The organism is Bacillus sp. FSL K6-2861 (assembly GCF_038630725.1).
Classification (GTDB): Bacteria; Bacillota; Bacilli; order Bacillales; family Bacillaceae; genus Bacillus; species Bacillus velezensis.
Window position 1 is genome coordinate 3492827 of sequence record NZ_CP152037.1, and the last position, 19104, is coordinate 3511930.

Here is a 19104-nt window from a genome sequence, read left to right on the forward strand (position 1 = left end):
ACTGGAATTTGTCCGTATACATTTTGGAGGAATTGATATGCTACCGAAATATGCTCAAGTAAAAGAAGAAATTTGTTCATGGCTGAATCAGGGAAAAATACAGCCGGACGAAAAGCTGCCTACGGAAAATGAGCTGATGCAGCAGTTCGGCGTCAGCCGCCATACCATCAGAAAGGCGATCGGAGATTTGGTCTCGCAGGGGCTGCTGTACAGCGTTCAGGGCGGAGGCACCTTTGTCGCTTCACGCACGGCGAAATCAGCCATGCATTCAAACAAAACGATCGGCGTCATTACAACGTACATATCAGACTATATTTTCCCGAGCATCATCAGGGGAATCGAATCTTATTTAAGCGAACAGGGCTATTCCATGCTGCTGACGAGCACCAACAACAATACAGAAAGTGAACGGCGCGGTCTTGAAAACCTGCTGTCCAAAAATATAGACGGGCTGATTGTCGAGCCTACGAAAAGCGCGCTGCAGACGCCCAACATCGGCTACTATCTCAATCTGGAGAAAAACGGCATTCCGTTTGCCATGATTAACGCCTCTTATTCGGAGCTGGCCGCACCAAGCTTTTCCGTCAATGATGTCAAAGGCGGCATGATGGCTTGCGAATACGTCATGTCCCTCGGCCACACGCACATTATGGGAATCTTTAAAGCGGATGACACGCAGGGCGTCAAACGGATGAACGGCTATCTGCAGGCGCATCGGGAGCGCGGGATTTTCCCGTCTCCGGACATGATCGTCACTTACACGACTGAAGAAAAAGAAACCGTGCTTCTCCAAAAAATTAAGCATACCCTTGAGCAAAACAGCGAATCACACCCGACGGCCATTCTTTGCTACAATGACGAAATTGCGCTGAAGACGATTAATCTTCTCAGGGAATTCGGGTTAAAGGTGCCTGATGACGTATCGGTCATGGGCTATGACGATTCACATTTCGCCCAGATTTCCGAGGTGAAGCTCACCTCTGTCAAGCATCCGAAATCCATTATGGGGAAAGCGGCGGCAAAATACGTCATCGACTGCTTAGAACATAAAAAACCGAAGAAGGACGACGTCGTGTATGAACCGGAACTCGTCATCCGGAATTCAGTCAAGCGGATCGGCGAATAAAAAAAGCAATGTGCGCGGCACATTGCTTTTTTTGCTCAGCTGTTTTTTAATTCGGCGATGATTTCAAATGATCTCATTCTGTCGGCATGCTCAAAGCTTTCTGAATTCACCATGATTTCATCCGCCTGTGTTGTCCGAATGAAGCTTTCCAGCTTTTCCTTCACACGCTCCGGTCCGCCGACGATCGTTGAACTGAGCTGTTCATTGACCATCGCTTTTTCATACGGCGACCAGATTTGATCCATGTCTTCAACAGGAGGCTTCAGCTGGTTCGGCGTGCCGCGGACGAGGTCTAAAAATCTTTGATAATGCGATGTTGCCAGATGCTCCGCCTTTTCATCCGTATCGGCGGCAATGACGGTGACGCCGACCATCGCGTACGGGTTATCCAGTACGTCTGACGGACGGAAGGAGCTGCGGTACAGCTCAAGGGCGGGCACGGTGTTTTTCGGTGAGAAGTGAGCCGCAAAGGCGAACGGAAGCCCGAGCTCTCCCGCAAGACGCGCGCTGAAGCCGCTTGAGCCCAGAAGCCAGATCGGCACGTCCAGCCCTTCGCCCGGAATGGCGCGGACTTGATTGCGCACATTGCCTGTCGGTTTGAAGTAATTTCTCAATTCTTCAAGCTGTTCCGGAAAATCTTCCCCGCTGTTTATGTTTCTTCGTAAGGCTCTCGCCGTTAATTGGTCGGTCCCCGGCGCGCGTCCGAGCCCCAGGTCAATCCGCCCCGGATATAACGTTTCAAGGGTTCCGAATTGCTCCGCGATCACAAGTGAAGAATGATTCGGCAGCATAATACCCCCAGAACCGACGCGGATTTTTTTTGTGCCGCCGGCGATGTGGCCGATCAGCACTGACGTTGCCGAGCTGGCAACTCCTTCTATATTATGATGCTCCGCCAGCCAATAGCGGTTATAGCCCCACTCCTCGGCGCGGCGCGCTAAATCCATGCTGTTGCGGAACGATTCAGCAACCGTTCCCCCCTGTACGACCGGCGATAAATTCAATACGGAAAACGCAGTATCTTTCAATGTATGTTCAGCCATCGTTTTCTCCTTTGCGGTTTAGTGTAAGCAGATCTTAAACAAGGTCTCTACCACACACCTTACCACAGCTTTTCCCGTGAGTTAAACAATTTGATTCGATGATCTTCGAACAATCAGTCAGCGGTCGTCACTAGTGAACTCTTTATGAATGAATCTATTACATTCAGATATGATGAGCTTTTCATCCTATAAAAGTGAAAACCTATCGTTGAAAGAACAGACCCAATAATGTTAAGATATGTATGATATTGAATAGGAAGGAAGTCATAGTCTATATGCGTAAAAAAATCTTAATGGCACTCACAACAGCTTTACTGGCAGCAATCTTCTTTACAGGAAACACCGATAAGGCATATGCCGCAGACTTTTACTCCGGCACTCAGCAGCATTTAAATGTAAGCGGATTTACCGATGCCTCCTACTACACGAAAAAAGCGAAAAGTGTCGATTTTACTCTCAGTACAGCGTATCCGTCAGATCGAACTTTTAAAGGAAACCTATACTTACAGCGAAAGTCCGGAAAGAAATGGACGACTTGTAAAAAAACAACCTTTTCTTTCTCAGTAAGGGTGACTAAGTCATTCTCTTTAAAAGGATGCAAGACAGGTTATTATCGTGTCAAAGCCACGTTCAGCGGTTCAAAACTCGTCAATACGACAAACTCTTTTAAAATTAACCGATAAGATTCAGGGCCCTATGATGATTAGGGTCTTTTTTTATTCGTTCTTTGTGAGTTCCTGCGCGATTTGAATAAAAAGTTTTGCGGCCAATGAAGCCTCCTTTATAGAAGGAACGGCAAGCAGAACATCTCGGTACACCGCCTGATTGAGTTCTCTTGTCACGACATTTTCCGGCAGCGATATTCCCGACATAGACATTTGTGATAATATCGCAATTCCCAGCCCCTCTTTGATCATGCTGATGGACGTATTGACGTTGTAAACAGTGAATGCGGCAGTCAGCACAGATCCTGCCTCCTTAAACATATCAATAAACGGTGATTCGTATCCTCCGTCACAGATGATCATCGGCTGGCGGTCAAGATCTTTCAGAGTGATTGACTCACAGCTGCAAAGCGGATGATCATTTCTAAGCACGACGGCCATTTTATCTTTTTTCAGCGGCAGATATTCCATGTCTTCCGTAGGAAAAAGAGTGATACCCACATCTATTACCCGGGAGCGGAGCCATTCCTTTACTTCGTTAACCGTTCCTTCATGAAGCACCAACTCAAGCTTCGGATACCGTTTTTTAAACACGCTGATCAGCTTTGGAATGAAATAAGCGGAAGCGGCCGGAAATGTGCCGATGTGAATCGTTCCCTGTTCAAGCCCTCTTTCCGCGGCCGCCAGCTGCTCGGCTTTTTCTATGCCTTTGAGCACCTCTCTGATATGGACGAGAATTTTTCCGCCCGTGTCCGTGAGCCTTACGCCGTTGCGGCGCTCGCGGATGATCAGCTTGATGCCGAGCTCTGACTCAAGCGCAGAGATGGCATGGCTGACAGCGGGCTGCGTCATATTCAGCGCCTGCCCCGCTTTTGTAAAGCTTCCCGTTTCAGCGATTTGAACAAAAACCCGCAGTTGTGTAATCGTCATAACGTTTTACTTATGCTCCTTATAAAAAAGATTCATTTTATTTATCTTACTGATTACCGTATCATATGATGGAATTGTTCTACAAGGAGTGAACGACGTGAAACAGCTTTCGAAAATACAGACGGCTCTTATGCTGGCGTTTCTAGTCACGGTGTGGGGAATTAACTGGCCGCTGACAAAAGCCGCGCTTGCCTATTCGCCGCCTCTTCTGTTTGCCGGAATCCGCACGCTGATCGGCGGACTTCTATTATTAATGGTGGCGCTGCCCCGTTTTAAAAAGCTGCGTTTTAAAGAAACGTGGCCGATCTATCTTATTTCTGCCATTTTAAATATTACTTTATTTTACGGCCTGCAAACGGTCGGCTTGAATTACCTGCCTGCCGGCTTATTTTCAGCCATCGTGTTTTTCCAGCCGGTGTTAATGGGCGTTTTTTCTTGGCTGTGGCTCGGGGAATCGATGTATCCTTTAAAAATAGCCGGTCTTATTCTGGGCTTTGCCGGTGTCGCCGTCATCAGCGCAGCCGGTTTCGGAGGCCATATTTCCATCGCCGGCATTCTTTTGGCCTTAGGCTCCGCGGTCAGCTGGGCGCTCGGCACGGTATATGTGAAAAGAACGGGCGGACGGGCGGACTCTATCTGGATGGTCGCTCTTCAGCTTCTGATCGGCGGCGTGCTGCTTGTCAGCTCCGGCCATTTTTCAGAAAGCTTTTCAGCGATTCAATGGAAAGCTCCGTTCATTCTCAGCCTTCTGTTCATTTCAGTTTTTGTTATCGCGCTCGGCTGGCTCGCCTTTTTTACGCTTGTCGGTTCAGGGGAAGCAAGCAAGGTTGCCTCTTACACCTTCCTGATCCCGCTCATATCCATTGTCGTCAGCTCGATATTCCTGCATGAGCCGCTGACCGTCAGCCTTTTAGCCGGACTGCTTCTGATCGTCACAAGCATTTGTTTTGTGAATATAACACCGAAAAAACTGAAAACACCTGCTCTGGCCGCAGAAAAAAAGGCCGTTCATTAAAAAAACTCTTGCCGCGGGGCAAGAGTTTTTTTATTTATTGACGTCTCCCTTTCACGAGATACGCAACCGTAATGAGGAGATAGATGGCCGCAGTGATGCATGTGATGACGATGGACGTCGTCGCAATTACGCCGATCAGGATGGCCAAAAGCGCAAGCACCGCGAACCATGTCGTATACGGGAACCATTTGACGTAATAAGCCGGCTGTTCTGTTGAATGTTTTCTTGATTTTAAATGGGCGAATCCGATAATCAGCCAGATGAACAGCACGGTATAGCCGAGGGAACCCATCAAATAATTAAACGTCTGGCTTCCTGCGAATAAAGAAATCAGGACGCCTACATATAAAAATGACGTACAAGTCAGAATCGCATAAACGGGAACCTTTTTCTTCGATAGTTTTGAAAAGATTTTCGGCACCCGGCCGTCAGAAGCCTGCGTAAACAAGACGCGGGATGATCCGTACAGTCCCGAGTTCATAGACGAGATAATCGCAAGAAGAATGACGGCATTCATAATATGGTCGGCACCCGGAATTCCGATCATCTTAAATACTATGACAAACGGGCTTTCGGGAACGCTGTTGACTTGATTCCAAGGAATCAGGCTGACGATGATGAAAAACGGCAGCAAGTAAAAAGCGACAATCCGCGTTAACGTGCTTCGGACAGCTTTCGGGATCACCTTTTCGGGGTTTTTTGTCTCCGCCAGCGTGACGCCGATGATTTCCGTTCCGCCGTATGAGTAGATCACGACGAGCATCGCCGTAATGACACCCCCCGCTCCATGCGGGAAAAACCCTCCGTGATCCGTTAAATGAGACAGCCCCGGCGCCGTGTGATTGCCGAATGAGAAAAATAATAGCAGAATCCCGCATAAAATAAAGATGACAATCACTGTAATTTTAATGAGCGCGAGCCAGTACTCCGTCTCGGCAAACAGTTTCACAGAAAGCATGTTTACAACCGTCACCACGATGGAAATGATCAAAGCCAATATCCATATCGGACATTCCGGCAGCCAATATTGAATGAAAATGGCGGCTACGACCGCCTCCGCGGCAATATTGAGCACCCACATTTTCCAATAGATCCAGTCTAAAAAGTATGCAGCGTACGACCCGAGAGACTGCTGAACCAAATCACGGAACGTCCTTGCATGTTTGTTTCTGACAGCCATTTCGGCCAGCCCCTGCATAATAAACAGCAGAATGATTCCGCCGAGGAGGTAGGCCAGCAGCACGGACGGCCCCGCTTCATCAATCGCCGTGCTGCTGCCTTTAAAGAGCCCGGCCCCGATTGCGCCTCCAAGCGCCATCATCATAATGTGTCTGGACGACATCGTCCGTTTTAACGTTTGCTTGTCCTTTTCCATCTATCACACGCCCTCTCGCAAAAAATGTTCATCACATAAAAAAGCACGCCGCCTCTTTGGGAAAAGAGACGGCGTGCCTCAGGCAGCCGCGGTACCACTCTTGTTGATCCCGAATACCCGGAATCCAGCTTAAAAACCTTTTAACGAAGGTCAGCCGTTAGGACATAGGGAATATTCCGATAATTCCGTTCCGCCCTGCCACTTCCGGGTGAGTTCAAAGAACAATCAGTCCGCGTTGCACCAACCCGCGGCTCTCTTTTTCTGATTGGATTCTTTTACTGCTCCCGTTCACAGTGTTTTATGTTAAATGAATCTCTTGAGTTTTTATTTTCTGAATATAGTAACATAATATACAGTCTTCTATTTTCAAAGTCAATACTAATTTTTGCCGCCTATTGTCCTTCCCGGTCATTCGAAAGTCTCAGCTGAAATCCGGACACATGGCTTTGCTTTCCGGGCGCCGCGCTTTCCGCTTTCACCTTTGTGTTTGCGTATAAAAACAGCGCAAGCGCAATGCCGAATGATATGACGAGAATCCATGCTTTTTTCATCCAGATGCCTCCTCACTTTCTATCATCGGCGGCTTTTTCTCTTTTTTTATACGCCAAATTGAAAAAACAATTTTAAAATTCTGTTTTCCTTATATTGAAACTTGCTTTATCATAAAAGTATGCGTTTACATTCGAGTAGGGAGGTTATAGCATGACCCCTGTGAATTCAAGCAGCATCGGGAAGATTCAGGCGGCCAGCAAAGGTTTGTCGCCAAAATTGAAAGCGATTGCAGACCATATCGTGAAGGAACCGAAAGACGTGGTTCACCTTTCCATCATTCAGCTGGCGGAAAAAACGAAAAGCTCTGAAGCGACAATTTTCAGGCTGTGCAAACGGCTCGGTTTTTCCGGCTATCAGGATTTAAAAATCGCGCTTGCTCAGGAGATCGTTCAGGAGCCGGTGCAGCACATTCATGAAGAAATGAGCCCCGACGACGATATCGAAGTCATCATCCGGAAAGTTTTCCGTACAAACATTTCCGGTCTGACAGATACCTTTCAATTATTAGATCCGGCCGACGTTGAAAAAGCGGTAGAAATGATCCACCGAGCAGACAGAATCGAATTTTACGGAAACGGCGGTTCCGGGCTGATCGCCACTGACGCGTATCACAAATTTATGCGTACGGGTATAAATTGCATCGCGCACACGGATTCTCACTTTCAGGCGATGTCGGCGGGTCTTCTCGGTCCCGAAAGCGCAGTCATCGGCATTTCTCATTCGGGAAGCAACAAGGACGTGCTCGACGCGGTGAAAACGGCCAAATCGCTTGGCGCCGGCACGATCGGCATTACAAGCTACCAAAAGTCGCCGCTCACACAGATTTCCGACGTGGTGCTGTATACGTCAACAAGGGAGACGGCTTTCAGAACGGAAGCAATGTCCGCAAGGCTTGCCCAGCTGTCGGTCATTGATACACTGTATTTCGCCACGGCCCGGCTGCGGCAGGAGAAAACGCTCGCCAACTTGCAGCAAATCAGAAAAATGATCGCGCACAAACGTTTGTAATCGCTTTCTGAATATTTATTTTTCAAAAGAGAGAATGCAGATACAGCGGGAATTGAGGCAATTTTATGAAAAAAATTTTCTTCTTCATCGTTGATTTATAAAAAAATTATTCCTATAATTGACTTTGTAAGGGCATACATTATCAATCTATCTTATTATTCAATCAGATTAGGCGGGATATATTATGAAGGAAACCCAAGCTGTTATCGGTCTGGATATCGGCACGACCAGTACGAAAGCCGTTCTGTTCGGACCAAGAGGCAAAGTGTTAGCCAAGCATTCGGTTCACTATGATTTAATACAGCCAAAGCCGGCATGGGCCGAGCAGGATCCTGAGCACATTTTGGAAGCGGTTATCGGAAGCATCAGGGGCTCCGTCACAAAGGCCGGACTGAGCCCTGACAATCTGCTTGCAATCGGCATCAGCACCGCCATGCACTCATTGATAGCTGTCGATCAAAACGGCGGCCTGCTGACCAAAAGCATCATTTGGGCGGACAACCGCAGCGCCGAGCAATCAAAACGGATTTTAAAAGAGATGAACGGTTTTGATATTTATAAAAGAACGGGTACGCCGATTCACCCGATGTCTCCGCTTTCCAAAATTGTGTGGATGAAAGAACAGGACAAGGAGACATTCGCGAAAACCGCCAAATTCATCAGTATTAAAGAATATATTCTGCACGAGTTTTTCGGAACTTATGTCGTCGATTATTCGATCGCTTCGGCAACAGGGCTGTTCCGATTAGATACGCTTTCCTGGGATGAAGAAGCGCTCCGGATTGCCGGAATCCGGGAAGATCAGCTGTCGGACATCGTGCCGACCACTCATCAGCTGCGCGGCCTTGCGCCGGAAATCGCTGCACGGATGGGCATTCATGCGGATACACCGTTTATTATCGGCGCAAATGACGGCGTGGTCGCCAACCTGGGAGTCGGCGCGATCGGAAAAGGCGAAGTGGCCGTTACGATCGGAACAAGCGGAGCCGTGCGTTCGGTGACGGATGCGCCGATTACGGATGAAAAAGCGCGGACATTCTGTTACGCGCTGACTGACAAGCATTGGGTCATCGGAGGCCCGACGAATAACGGAGGCATTATGCTGCGCTGGCTTCGAGACGAATTCGCTTCTCCGGAAGTCGAAACGGCGAAGCGGCTCGGCATTGATCCGTATGATTTAATGATTGATATCGCTGATAAAGTGCCCGCAGGCTCTGAGGGACTGCTGTTTCTGCCGTTTTTATCAGGGGAGCGCGCGCCGTTTTGGAATCCGAATGCCCGCGGAACGTTTTTCGGCATCAGCCTCCGCCATAAACGGGAGCATTTTATCAGAGCTGTGCTGGAAGGCGTCATCATGAGCGTCTTTTCAATCGGTGTCGCACTGAGAGATTTGGCGGGCCCCGCAAAAGACGTGCGGGCTTCGGGAGGATTTGCGAGATCGCCGCTGTGGAGGCAGATTTTGTCCGATACGATGGGACGGGAAGTTCTCGTTCCGGAAAGTTACGAAGCCTCGGCGCTCGGAGCGGCCGTTCTCGCTTTGCACAGCCTTGGCGAAATGGAACGGATCGAGGATGTTCAGGACTGGATCAGAATTTCTCACCGCCATGAACCGAACGTCAAAAACAGCGAAACATATATTGAGCTGTTTTACTTATACGAGCGGCTGTATGACAAGCTCAAAGATGAATTTGACGTCATCAGTGAATTTCAGCTCAAACAAAGCCGTTAATTCTTCTTTGAAAGGGTGAAAAGGTCATGTTACTGTTTATTGTCATTGCCGCTATTATCGTTTTACTCTTATTGATTACGGTCGCTAAATTAAATCCGTTTATCAGTCTTTTGATTACATCCATCCTTGTCGGTTTCGCAACGGGCATGAATCTGCCGGACATTATCGCTTCGATGAAAACCGGGCTCGGCAATACGCTGTCGCTGCTTGCGATCGTGCTGGCCCTCGGTACGATGCTCGGAAAAATGATGGCTGAATCAGGCGGTGCGGAGCGTATCGCCCACACCCTGATCGGCCGCTTCGGCAAAAAGAAAGTACATTGGGCGATGATGGCCGTCGCTTTTATCGTCGGCATACCGGTCTTTTTCCAGGTCGGCTTCGTCCTGCTCGTGCCGCTTTTGTTTACGATTGCAATTGAAACCGGGGTTTCATTAGTGACGATCGGGATTCCGCTCCTTGCGGGGCTTTCCGTCGTGCACGGATTGGTTCCGCCCCACCCGGCGGCGATGGCGGCTGTCGGCATTTATCACGCCAATGTCGGAAAAACGATTTTGTTTTCTTTAATCGTCGGCATTCCGACTGCCATCATCGCAGGGCCGCTTTACGGAAAATGGATTGGTAAGCGCATTCATAAACCCGTTCCCGAACTGTTGAAAAAACAATTTATTGAACGGAATGAAAAACGCAAGCTTCCGGGATTCGCAAATACATTGTTTACGATATTGGTACCGGTGATCCTGATGCTTATGGCAACGCTTGCCGAAATTGCGCTTCCGGAAAAAAGCACGCTCTATGAAACTTTTAAATTTATCGGCGACCCTGTCACGGCGCTTTTGATCGCCACGGTTTACTCCTTTTTCAGCCTAGGTTTTTATCAGGGCTTTGACAGAGAAAGCATTTTAAAATTCAGCAATGACTGTCTGGGACCGATTGCTTCCATTCTGCTTGTGATCGGAGCTGGCGGCGCTTTTAACAACGTCCTGATTGATTCAGGCGTCGGCACGTATATCGCTGACATGGCGAAGCATTCAAGCTTCTCTCCCGTTCTTTTAAGCTGGACGATCGCGGCGGTCATCCGTGTCGCCACAGGTTCAGCGACTGTCGCCATGATGACGGCGGCCGGCATTGTTGCACCGATTGCATCTGTCATGCCGGGCGTCAGCAGCGAGCTTCTCGTATTGGCAACGGGAGCGGGCTCTTTGATTCTGTCACATGTCAATGACTCCGGTTTCTGGCTCATTAAAGAGTATTTCGGAATGACGGTCAAAGAAACGTTCCTGACATGGACGGCGATGGAAACGATTATTTCTGTCAGTGCGATCTGTTTTATCATGATCATTAACGCGTTTATATAAAAACAAACCCCGGCCGCAAACCGGGGGTTGTTTTTTTATCGGTCATTCACGAGGATATAAGCGGCTTTAACGGGTCCGTGGACGCCGACAACCAAATCCATTTCGATATCGGCCGAGTTGCTCGGTCCAGTAATATAGTTGATGCAGGAAGGAACGGTGACGCCGTCTCTGATCTGCTGTTTCAGTATATCGCTGGCCTGTGTCATTCTCGGCACAATGGAAGATTTCGGGATGATTGCGATATAGGTGGTCGGAAGCAGGCTGACAGAACGGCCGGCATGCTCTGACGCATACAAAACAACGGTGGCTGATTCCGCAAGCGTGATCTCGCTGAATGTGATGCCCACATTCGCTTGTTCCGCTTTTTCAATATTTTTCGCTCCTTGTTCCGCGTCCCATTCCCAAACGGGAACCCCTTCATCCGGCCACTCTTCTGTCGTAAGGGTCTGCAAGCCGTACGTTTCAAACCGGCTGTCCTTCGGAATGATGACAGGCCCTCCTTCAAAGCGGTTCACCTGCGTGCGCAAAGCGTCGTAAAGCCCGGCTGCATCCGTTTCGATCAGTTCGGTATGAATGTTGACGCAGTGGTCTTTCAGCATCGTGACAAGATCGTCTTCCGTACAGCCCGCATGCGTTTGATATTGAGGCTGATACTTCCATTCAGGCAGGGACACGCCTGATTTCCTGCGCTCTCTGCCCAGACGTTCGGCGATCCGGTTTAAAAAGGATTCCTGATGTGTAACCGTCCCTTTCATCATCATTCTTCCCCCTTTTGTTTTTCCCGGTCTTTAAACCAATCTCTGAATCTCGATTTATGCGGCGCCGGGAAGTCCCGTATTGCCGTCCATTCTTTTAACGGCCCCGGCCCTTTTGATATTTTATCATCTTCCGTAAACGGCGTCATGGCGGCAGGCGCCCATTTCGATCCCATTTTATAAAGGGACGGGGATGACGAGCCGAGCCCGAAGGCTTTCATCGCCAGTTTTTCGCTGATCGGCGCTTTGCCCTCTTTTTCCACGATGTTCTGCCGATGCTTGAGCAGCAGCTCGTGCAACGGAATTTTAACGGGACATGCTTCCGTACAGGCCGCGCATAAGGAAGATGCGTATGGGAGCTCCTTGTATTCGTCATATCCGCCGAGAAGAGGCGATAAGACAGCGCCGATCGGACCCGAATAGATGGACCCGTACGAGTGTCCGCCGACATGCCGGTACACGGGACAGACGTTGATGCAGGCGGCGCAGCGGATACATTGCAGCACCGATTGAAATTCCGTGCCGAGTATGCGGGAACGCCCGTTGTCCACAACCACGAGGTGGAATTCCTCAGGCCCGTCAGCTTCTCCTTGCTGACGAGGACCCGTCAGCGCCGTAATGTAACTTGTAAGCCGCTGGCCGACGGCGCTTCTCGTCAGCATGCTGACAAGCACTTCAAACTCAGAAAATGACGGAACGATCCGCTCCATTCCCATCACGGTGATCTGCGTCTTCGGCAGCGCGGACACAAGGCGGCCGTTTCCTTCGTTCGTCACGAGACTGACCGAACCGGTATCCGCGATCGCAAAGTTGCAGCCTGTAATGCCGACATCCGCTTCGAGAAATTTTTTCCGGAGAACGCTGCGCGCGTGCATGACGAGCTCTTCCGGTTTTTCCGTCTGTTTGTATTCGAGTCTCTCTTTAAACACGTCACGGATCTGCTCTTTGTTTTTGTGAAGAGCGGGAGCAACGATATGTGACGGCGGATCGTGATCGTCAATCTGGAGAATGTATTCGCCGAGATCCGTTTCAGTGACTTCACAGCCCTCTTCCTCAAGCACTTCGTTCATATTGATTTCTTCTGTCACCATGGATTTGGATTTTACGATTTTTTTGGCGTTTTTCTGCCGGATGACATCGCGGATATAGGAGGACGCTTCTTCCGCCGTTTCGGCGAAAAAGACGTGTCCGCCTCTGTTGGCGACATTTTCGGCGAGCTGTTCCAAATAGAAATCAAGATTGTCCAGCACATGCTGTCTGATTTCTTCCGCATGGGAACGCCAATCCTCCCAGTTTCCCAATTCTTCGGCCGCCTGAAGCCTTCTTGTCCTGAGCCGTTCCTGCGCTCCGGAGACGGCTCCTCTCATAAACTCATTATCTATTCCTTCTGATACCCGCTCTTTAAAAGCGGCGGTACCGATTTTCATCGCCATGATTTTCCCCCCTTGTTGTTTCTCGTGTTATCTGCTGTTCAGCACTTCGGCGATGTGCATGACTCTGACGTTTTTATCCTTACGGTCAAGACGCCCGCCGATATTCATCAGACAGCCGCAATCCGCCCCGATCAGCACTTCGGCCTCCGTGTCTTCCACACAGGCGACCTTCTCATCCACCATTTGTTCAGAGATTTGCGCCATTTTCACAGAAAACGTTCCTCCGAATCCGCAGCATTGGTGCTTTCCGGGAAGCGTGGTCAGCTCGAGCCCCTTGACATGGCGCAAAAGCTTCATCGGCTCCTCCGACACGCCGAGCAGCCTCGTCATGTGGCATGATGTATGGACTGTCGCTTTTTTATGCAGCACCGCCCCGACATCCTCCACCCCGAGAACGTTGACGATAAAATCCGTTAACTCATATGTTTTGTCCGCAAGCTGCTGCGCTTTTGCCGCCCACTTCGGATCGTCCTGAAACAGATGCGGATATTCACGGAACATCGTCGTACAGGAACCTGACGGACTGACAACGTACTCCGCTTCTTCAAACGCGGCAATCATCCGCTTCATTGCTTTTTTCGCATCCGTCACATACCCGCTGTTGTATGCGGGCTGCCCGCAGCAAATCTGCCCCTCGGGAAAATCCACCTCACACCCGAGCCGTTCCAGCACCTCAACCGTCGCCTTTCCGACATTGGTCTGGAACATATCCACAAGGCACGTGACAAATAATGAGACTTTCATGATGAACCCCTCTTTCATCCTCAATATATGATCCGGTCATCTGATGACCTGTTTTTGGGAAAGCTCTATGAATATCCTACACTATTCTGAATATGGATTGGAAGGTTTTTCTGAAAAATCCTTTCGTCCGATGCGCTGAAGGGGACAAAAAAAGAGAAGCCCGAAAGCTCCTCAAGCTGCTCTACATCCCGTTTTCCAGCAGACGTCCCAGTTTTTGCACACCCTCTTTTATCGCAGCTTTACCGGCATAACTGAACGACAGGCGAAGATATTCCGCACCGTCTTCCTGATGCAGAAAAAAATATTTACCGGGTACATAGGAAACGCCGTGAGACAGAGCCCTCGCCAGCATTGCGGATGTATCCGCTCCCGGCGCTTTCACCCATACAAAGTAACCGCCTTCCGGCACGTGCCAGGATGCGGATTCCGGAAGATATCGCGCTGATGCGGCGAGCAAAACGTCACGTTTGCTCCGGTATGCTTCCCGCAAGGCGGCGAGCCGTTTTTCAACATTCGTTTGTTCCAGATAGACGGCGGTCACCGCTTGGGAAAACGGGTGGCCTAAGTCTTTTTTTAACCATGACAATGCCGTGATGAATGCGGCGTCTCCTGCAATCCAGCCGATCCTCATACCCGGGGCGATGACTTTTGATAATGAACCGGCGTACAGCACCCGTCCGTTTTGATCCATGGCTTTCAAGGGCGGCGGAATATCGGTGAATCCGAGCTCGCCGTATGCATCATCCTCCAAGATGAGAAAATCATACGCTTCGGCAAGCTGAAGCAGGCGGGTTCTCCGCTTCGCTGACATTACGGTTCCCCCAGGATTCTGAAAAGCGGGTATCGTGTAGAGAAGACGGGGAAGCAGAAGCCCTTTTCGTCTTCTTTCCTCAAGCATGAACGCTAATGTTTCCGTTTGCAGGCCCTCTTGATCTGTCGGAATGCTCATGATATGCGGTGTGTAATTTTTAAAAATCTCGAGCGCTTCCATATAGACCGGAACTTCAACGGCAGCGGCGGTTTGTTCATCGAGGAAAACCCGTGCAGCCAGATCTATCGCCTGACAGGCGCCTGACGTCACGAGCAGCTCATCGTCCCGACAGTGAATGCCGCGGATGGCTAACCGTTCTTGAATCTGCTTTTTTAAAACGGCCGTCCTCGAGCTTCCCATATAATGCAGCGGCAGATCGCGCTCCTCATCCAGAAGGCGGGCAGCGGCTTCTTTCAGCTCCTTATCAGGAACGAGTGCGGGATCGGGATAGCCGGAATGCAGGGGGATGCACGCTTTCGGAACTGCCGGCATCCATTCCCCGGGAGGATCGTTTGTCAGAGCTTTCTTTACATGGTCAGAAAAAAAAGATTCGGCCTGCATGTGATGTTATCCCCTTTCACAAGTCAGCTTCTATACATTTTCTTCAAAATAAGCCCCCAGCACGTCTTCCACATTCGTCAGGTGCGCCGTCATCGCGGCTTCCGCTTCATCCGCGTCTTTGGCGGCGACGGCGCTGTAAATGCGTTCATGCTCTTCATACAATCGCTGCACGCTCGTTCGTTTAGAAAACAGCCAAATTTTTCTCGTTTCTCTCATCGTTTCCAAAAGGAGCGCGGAGACATGATTCATGAGATGCTTGAGCAGCCCGTTTTGTGATGCTTCTGCCAGCGCCATGTGAAAGGAGAAATCCGCTTTTTCGCCCAATTCTTCGTCTCCGTCAATGTCTTTCATCTCCAGGAGAGCTTGGCGGATTTTTTGTAAATCGTCTTCGGTGCGTTTTTCAGCGGCCATGGCGGCGACGCCGAGTTCAAGCAGCTTTCTGACTTCGAGCAGCTGTTTGACGTCCTCTTTTTTCATCAAGAGGGCGGAAGAAAGCGGCTGGGAAACATGAGACGGCTCAAATTCTCTAATGTATGTGCCTTCTCCCTGCTTCATGTCGACGAGCCCCATCGCTTTCAAAGCCGACAGCGCTTCTCTGACCGCCGAGCGGCTGACCTGAAAACTCTCAGAAAGCGCCTGAACGGAATCAAGCTTTTCACCCGGCTTAAGCTCGCCCGCTTTTATCTTCTCCAGCAATGCGTCAGCGACTTCCTCGTAGATTTTTTTCGTTTTAATTTGTTTATATTTCAACGCGATCACCCCGTCACTTGTGAATCTTGATGTTTATCGTCTATTATACTTCTTTTTTTGTATTGCCGACAGGTTCAGACAATTTGTTCAAGAAAAGTATTGTACTTTCAAAACTTTCAAAATATAATGCTAATTAACCCGGTCATCAGATGACCTTATCATAAAAAGTAATCGCTTACATGACATAAGGAGGGGTTTTTTAGGGATGCAATGGACACAGGGGTACGCTCCTTTAGGGGGAAATTTGCTTTTATCGGCAGCTTGCGCGCTCGTGCCGATTATCTTCTTTTTTTGGGCGCTTGCGGTGAAACGGATGAAGGGGTACATCGCGGGGCTTTTAACGTTAGCCGTTTCACTTTTAATCGCTGTATTTGTTTACGGCATGCCGGCGGAAAAAGCGGTGATGTCCGCTTCTCAGGGAGCAGTGTACGGGCTGCTTCCGATCGGCTGGATTATCGTCACATCGGTCTTTTTGTATAAAATCACCGTGAAAACGGGACAGTTTGAGATTATCCGGAGTTCGGTGCTCTCAATTACAGATGACCGGCGTTTGCAGGCGCTGCTCATCGCCTTTTCATTCGGGGCGTTTTTAGAAGGCGCCGCCGGTTTCGGCGCTCCCGTCGCGATCTCGGCCGCTTTGCTCGTCGGACTTGGTTTTCAGCCGCTGTATGCGGCGGGAATTTGCCTGATTGCCAATACGGCGCCCGTTGCCTTCGGCGCGATCGGCATTCCGATTACCGCCGTCGAAGGTCCGACCGGGATACCGGCAATGGAAATTTCTCAAATGGTCGGCCGGCAGCTTCCGTTTTTATCCGTCTTTATTCCGCTGTACTTAATTATTTTGATGAGCGGATTTAAAAAGGCTTTTGAGGTATGGCCGGCCATTCTTGTTTCCGGCGTCTCCTTTGCGGCCGTGCAGTACGCAAGCTCGAATTTTTTAGGGCCTGAGCTCCCGGATGTGCTGTCGGCGCTTGTTTCCATGGCCGCACTCGCTCTGTTTTTGAAATTTTGGAAACCGAAAACGGCCTTTCGTTTCGCGGCAGAACGGGAATCAGCAGCGGCCGCTGACCGGGCGCCGATCAAGTACGGGGGCGCCGCGGTGTTTAAAGCGTGGTCTCCTTTCCTTCTTCTGACGGCCATGATATCCGTTTGGGGGATTCCCGGCGTAAAGGCTGCCTTAACCGGTCATTACGAAGGGACGTCAATGTGGCTTTCCTGGCTGAATGCAGCCGGGCGTGCATTGACCTTAACGCCTCCCGTCCCATTTGTGAATCAGCAGATTCTTCAGGCGGACGGCACGCCGATTGAAGCCGTGTATAAACTTGAACTTTTCGGTTCAGCGGGGACGGCGATTCTGATTGCCGCCGTCATCTCCAAGTTCGCCCTCGGCATGTCGTGGAAGACATGGGGCGAAGCGTTTATAGAAACGGTGAAAGAGTTAACGCTTCCGGTCGTGACCATTGTTTCTGTTGTCGGCTTTGCTTATGTGACGAATGCTTCCGGCATGAGCACGACACTCGGCCTTGCGCTTGCCATGACGGGCGCGATGTTTACCTTTTTTTCGCCGGTGCTCGGCTGGCTCGGGGTATTTATTACCGGCTCTGATACGTCGGCCAATCTGTTGTTCGGCGGATTGCAAAAGGTGACGGCGCTCTCTGTCGGGATGGACCCGGTTCTCTCCGTTGCCGCCAATTCATCAGGCGGTGTCACCGGAAAAATGATTTCTCCGCAATCCATTGCGGTTGCCTGTGCCGCTGTCGGTCTGGCGGGCAAGGAAGCCGACCTTTTCCGTTTTACGATTAAGCACAGTCTGTTTTTGCTTCTGCTCGTCTGTCTCATTACATTTTTACAGCATCATCTGTTTTCATGGATGATCCCGTAATACGGAGAACCTCCCCGGGGTTTGGCTCGGGGAGGTTTCAGCTGTACCGTTTTCTCGCCGATGACGGCGGAATATTTAATTGGTCACGGTATTTGGCGACGGTGCGCCTTGAGATTCGGATGTCATATTGTTCATGCAGCAGATCGGCAAGCTTTTGATCTGAAAAAGGTTTCTTTTTATCTTCTTTACCGACCAATGCCTCCAGATGCGCTTTTACGGCATAATTGGAGGCGCCGCCGTCCCCTGACGATTCAGCTTTCGCCGAGAAAAATGTTTTCATTTCATACAGTCCGTACGGCGTCTGAACGTACTTCCCTTTGATGGCCCGGCTGATCGTTGATTCGTGGAGCTCCAGCGTTTCCGCCACCTCTCTTAAGGTCAGCGGCTGCATTCCGCTTTTTCCTGTGAGAAAAAAGGATTCCTGCCGTTCAGTCAGGACGCCGATAATTCTCGTGATCGTTTGTTTTCTTTGCGACAAAGCCCGGTTCAGCCAGCGCCATTCCTGATATTTTGCCGACAGATAATTTTTCGTGTCACGGCACCCGGCAGCTGACAAGAGCGGCTGATAATGGGTATGAAGCTGGATGTCAGGAAACGAACGGCTGTTGAGCCGCGCTTGAATGATGCCGTTTTTCACTGTGATGAAAATATCCGGTTCCACGTAAAAACCCGGCTCCTCATGCGCATAACGGAGCCCTGGCCTCGGATCAAGGGCGCTGATCATGTCAGCGATGTCCTGAATGTCTTTAAGCGGAATGCCCGTTTTCAGTGTAAGCGCTTTCCAGTTCTTTCTTGCAAATAGCTCAAAATAGGCGCCGGCAATCCATTCCGCCTGTTCGTTCCGCTCGGGAAGACGGCGGAGCTGAAGAAGGATGCATTCCTGCAAAGACCTGGCGCCGATTCCCGCGGGCTCAAGGGATTGAAGCTTTTTCAGAACCGCTTCCGTCTCCTCTTGTGAAGCGGATACATGGTCGGCGGCAGCTGGTATGTCCTCTTTTAAATATCCGTTTGAGTCCAATGAATGTATCAGATAATTGAAAATCTTTTTCTCATCATCGGACAGCTTCATGTCTAAGGCTTGCTGTTTGAGCGAATCCTGCAGTGTTTTGCGGGTAAGTCTGATCTGCTGGCTTCCGTCCCGTTCTTTCATCCTGTTTTTACTTGTTTTATGGTAAGATAGTGGCGGCGTGTCTGTTTCCTTTCGTTCAATCAGAGGGTTTTCCAGTGAGAGCTCATCAATATATCCGGCCAGTTCCGCGGAATTGTATCCGAGTAATGTGATAGCCTGTTTAAGCTCTTGCGTTAATTGAGGCTTTAACATTTGTGTTTGCTGAAGTTTGATATCCATCATGCTCACTCCCCTTTTTTCA

Annotated in this window: 17 protein-coding genes and 1 other annotated feature; of the genes, 7 read left to right on the top strand and 10 right to left on the bottom strand. The window is 49.8% G+C overall.

All coding sequences use genetic code 11. The annotated features are described in order from the left end of the window. Positions 1 to 37 precede the first annotated feature (37 nt). Positions 38 to 1126, top strand: a complete 1089-nt coding sequence (locus NYE62_RS17425) for a GntR family transcriptional regulator (protein WP_141137941.1) — start codon at positions 38 to 40, stop codon at positions 1124 to 1126. Positions 1127 to 1161: 35 nt separating this feature from the next. Here the strand turns inward: NYE62_RS17425 and NYE62_RS17430 are convergent, their stop codons facing one another. Beyond that, entirely contained in the window at positions 1162 to 2169 is a 1008-nt protein-coding gene (locus tag NYE62_RS17430; protein ID WP_094032506.1) for an LLM class flavin-dependent oxidoreductase, read from the bottom strand. Positions 2170 to 2444: 275 nt separating this feature from the next. On the opposite strand from NYE62_RS17430, the gene NYE62_RS17435 reads away from it, so the two are divergent. Next, positions 2445 to 2852 carry a hypothetical protein gene (locus NYE62_RS17435; RefSeq protein ID WP_003151600.1) on the top strand — a complete coding sequence of 136 codons (408 nt, stop codon included), beginning with the start codon at positions 2445 to 2447 and terminating at the stop codon, positions 2850 to 2852. A gap of 33 nt (positions 2853 to 2885) precedes the next feature. Here the strand turns inward: NYE62_RS17435 and NYE62_RS17440 are convergent, their stop codons facing one another. Next, complete coding sequence (locus NYE62_RS17440) at positions 2886 to 3764, bottom strand: LysR family transcriptional regulator (protein WP_040238863.1); 879 nt, start codon at positions 3762 to 3764, stop codon at positions 2886 to 2888. A gap of 97 nt (positions 3765 to 3861) precedes the next feature. On the opposite strand from NYE62_RS17440, the gene NYE62_RS17445 reads away from it, so the two are divergent. Beyond that, entirely contained in the window at positions 3862 to 4779 is a 918-nt protein-coding gene (locus tag NYE62_RS17445; protein WP_003151595.1) for a DMT family transporter, read from the top strand. Between the two features lie 34 nt (positions 4780 to 4813). On the opposite strand, the gene NYE62_RS17450 is transcribed toward NYE62_RS17445, so the two are convergent. Next, entirely contained in the window at positions 4814 to 6154 is a 1341-nt protein-coding gene (locus NYE62_RS17450; RefSeq protein WP_040238862.1) for an amino acid permease, read from the bottom strand. 61 nt (positions 6155 to 6215) lie between these two features. Continuing rightward, positions 6216 to 6455, bottom strand: a binding site (T-box leader). Positions 6456 to 6546: 91 nt separating this feature from the next. Continuing rightward, on the bottom strand, positions 6547 to 6705 hold the full coding sequence (locus NYE62_RS17455) for a hypothetical protein (protein ID WP_186314438.1): 159 nt from the start codon (positions 6703 to 6705) through the stop codon (positions 6547 to 6549). 151 nt (positions 6706 to 6856) lie between these two features. Between NYE62_RS17455 and NYE62_RS17460 the strand changes: the two genes are divergently transcribed. The 3 genes from NYE62_RS17460 (at position 6857) to NYE62_RS17470 (ending at position 10798) form a co-directional block, all read left to right on the top strand. Next, positions 6857 to 7714: a MurR/RpiR family transcriptional regulator gene (locus tag NYE62_RS17460; protein WP_342497083.1), complete on the top strand. Its 858-nt coding sequence runs from the start codon at positions 6857 to 6859 to the stop codon at positions 7712 to 7714. Positions 7715 to 7898: 184 nt separating this feature from the next. Then, positions 7899 to 9443, top strand: a complete 1545-nt coding sequence (gene gntK / locus NYE62_RS17465) for a gluconokinase (protein ID WP_342497084.1) — start codon at positions 7899 to 7901, stop codon at positions 9441 to 9443. Positions 9444 to 9469: 26 nt separating this feature from the next. Further along, positions 9470 to 10798 (top strand): GntP family permease, encoded by a 1329-nt coding sequence (locus tag NYE62_RS17470; RefSeq protein WP_007407373.1) that lies wholly within the window; start codon positions 9470 to 9472, stop codon positions 10796 to 10798. A gap of 35 nt (positions 10799 to 10833) precedes the next feature. On the opposite strand, the gene NYE62_RS17475 is transcribed toward NYE62_RS17470, so the two are convergent. From NYE62_RS17475 to NYE62_RS17495, 5 genes are all read right to left on the bottom strand, one after another. Then, entirely contained in the window at positions 10834 to 11556 is a 723-nt protein-coding gene (locus NYE62_RS17475) for a lactate utilization protein C (protein WP_342497085.1), read from the bottom strand. Beyond that, positions 11556 to 12986: a LutB/LldF family L-lactate oxidation iron-sulfur protein gene (locus tag NYE62_RS17480; RefSeq protein ID WP_007407375.1), complete on the bottom strand. Its 1431-nt coding sequence runs from the start codon at positions 12984 to 12986 to the stop codon at positions 11556 to 11558. The genes NYE62_RS17475 and NYE62_RS17480 overlap by 1 nt, the downstream gene beginning before the upstream one ends. 27 nt (positions 12987 to 13013) lie before the next feature. Next, the gene (locus NYE62_RS17485) at positions 13014 to 13730 is read right to left on the bottom strand and encodes a (Fe-S)-binding protein (protein WP_060562541.1); all 717 of its coding nucleotides are present in this window, start codon (positions 13728 to 13730) and stop codon (positions 13014 to 13016) included. A gap of 181 nt (positions 13731 to 13911) precedes the next feature. Continuing rightward, on the bottom strand, positions 13912 to 15102 hold the full coding sequence (locus tag NYE62_RS17490) for a PLP-dependent aminotransferase family protein (RefSeq protein ID WP_342497086.1): 1191 nt from the start codon (positions 15100 to 15102) through the stop codon (positions 13912 to 13914). Positions 15103 to 15132: 30 nt separating this feature from the next. After that, positions 15133 to 15852: a FadR/GntR family transcriptional regulator gene (locus NYE62_RS17495; protein WP_007407377.1), complete on the bottom strand. Its 720-nt coding sequence runs from the start codon at positions 15850 to 15852 to the stop codon at positions 15133 to 15135. A 205-nt stretch (positions 15853 to 16057) separates the two neighbouring features. Between NYE62_RS17495 and lutP the strand changes: the two genes are divergently transcribed. Then, complete coding sequence (gene lutP, locus NYE62_RS17500) at positions 16058 to 17734, top strand: L-lactate permease LutP (RefSeq protein WP_342497087.1); 1677 nt, start codon at positions 16058 to 16060, stop codon at positions 17732 to 17734. A 37-nt stretch (positions 17735 to 17771) separates the two neighbouring features. On the opposite strand, the gene rpoN is transcribed toward lutP, so the two are convergent. Continuing rightward, on the bottom strand, positions 17772 to 19082 hold the full coding sequence (gene rpoN / locus NYE62_RS17505) for an RNA polymerase factor sigma-54 (RefSeq protein ID WP_064115370.1): 1311 nt from the start codon (positions 19080 to 19082) through the stop codon (positions 17772 to 17774). Between the last annotated feature and the right edge of the window lie 22 nt (positions 19083 to 19104).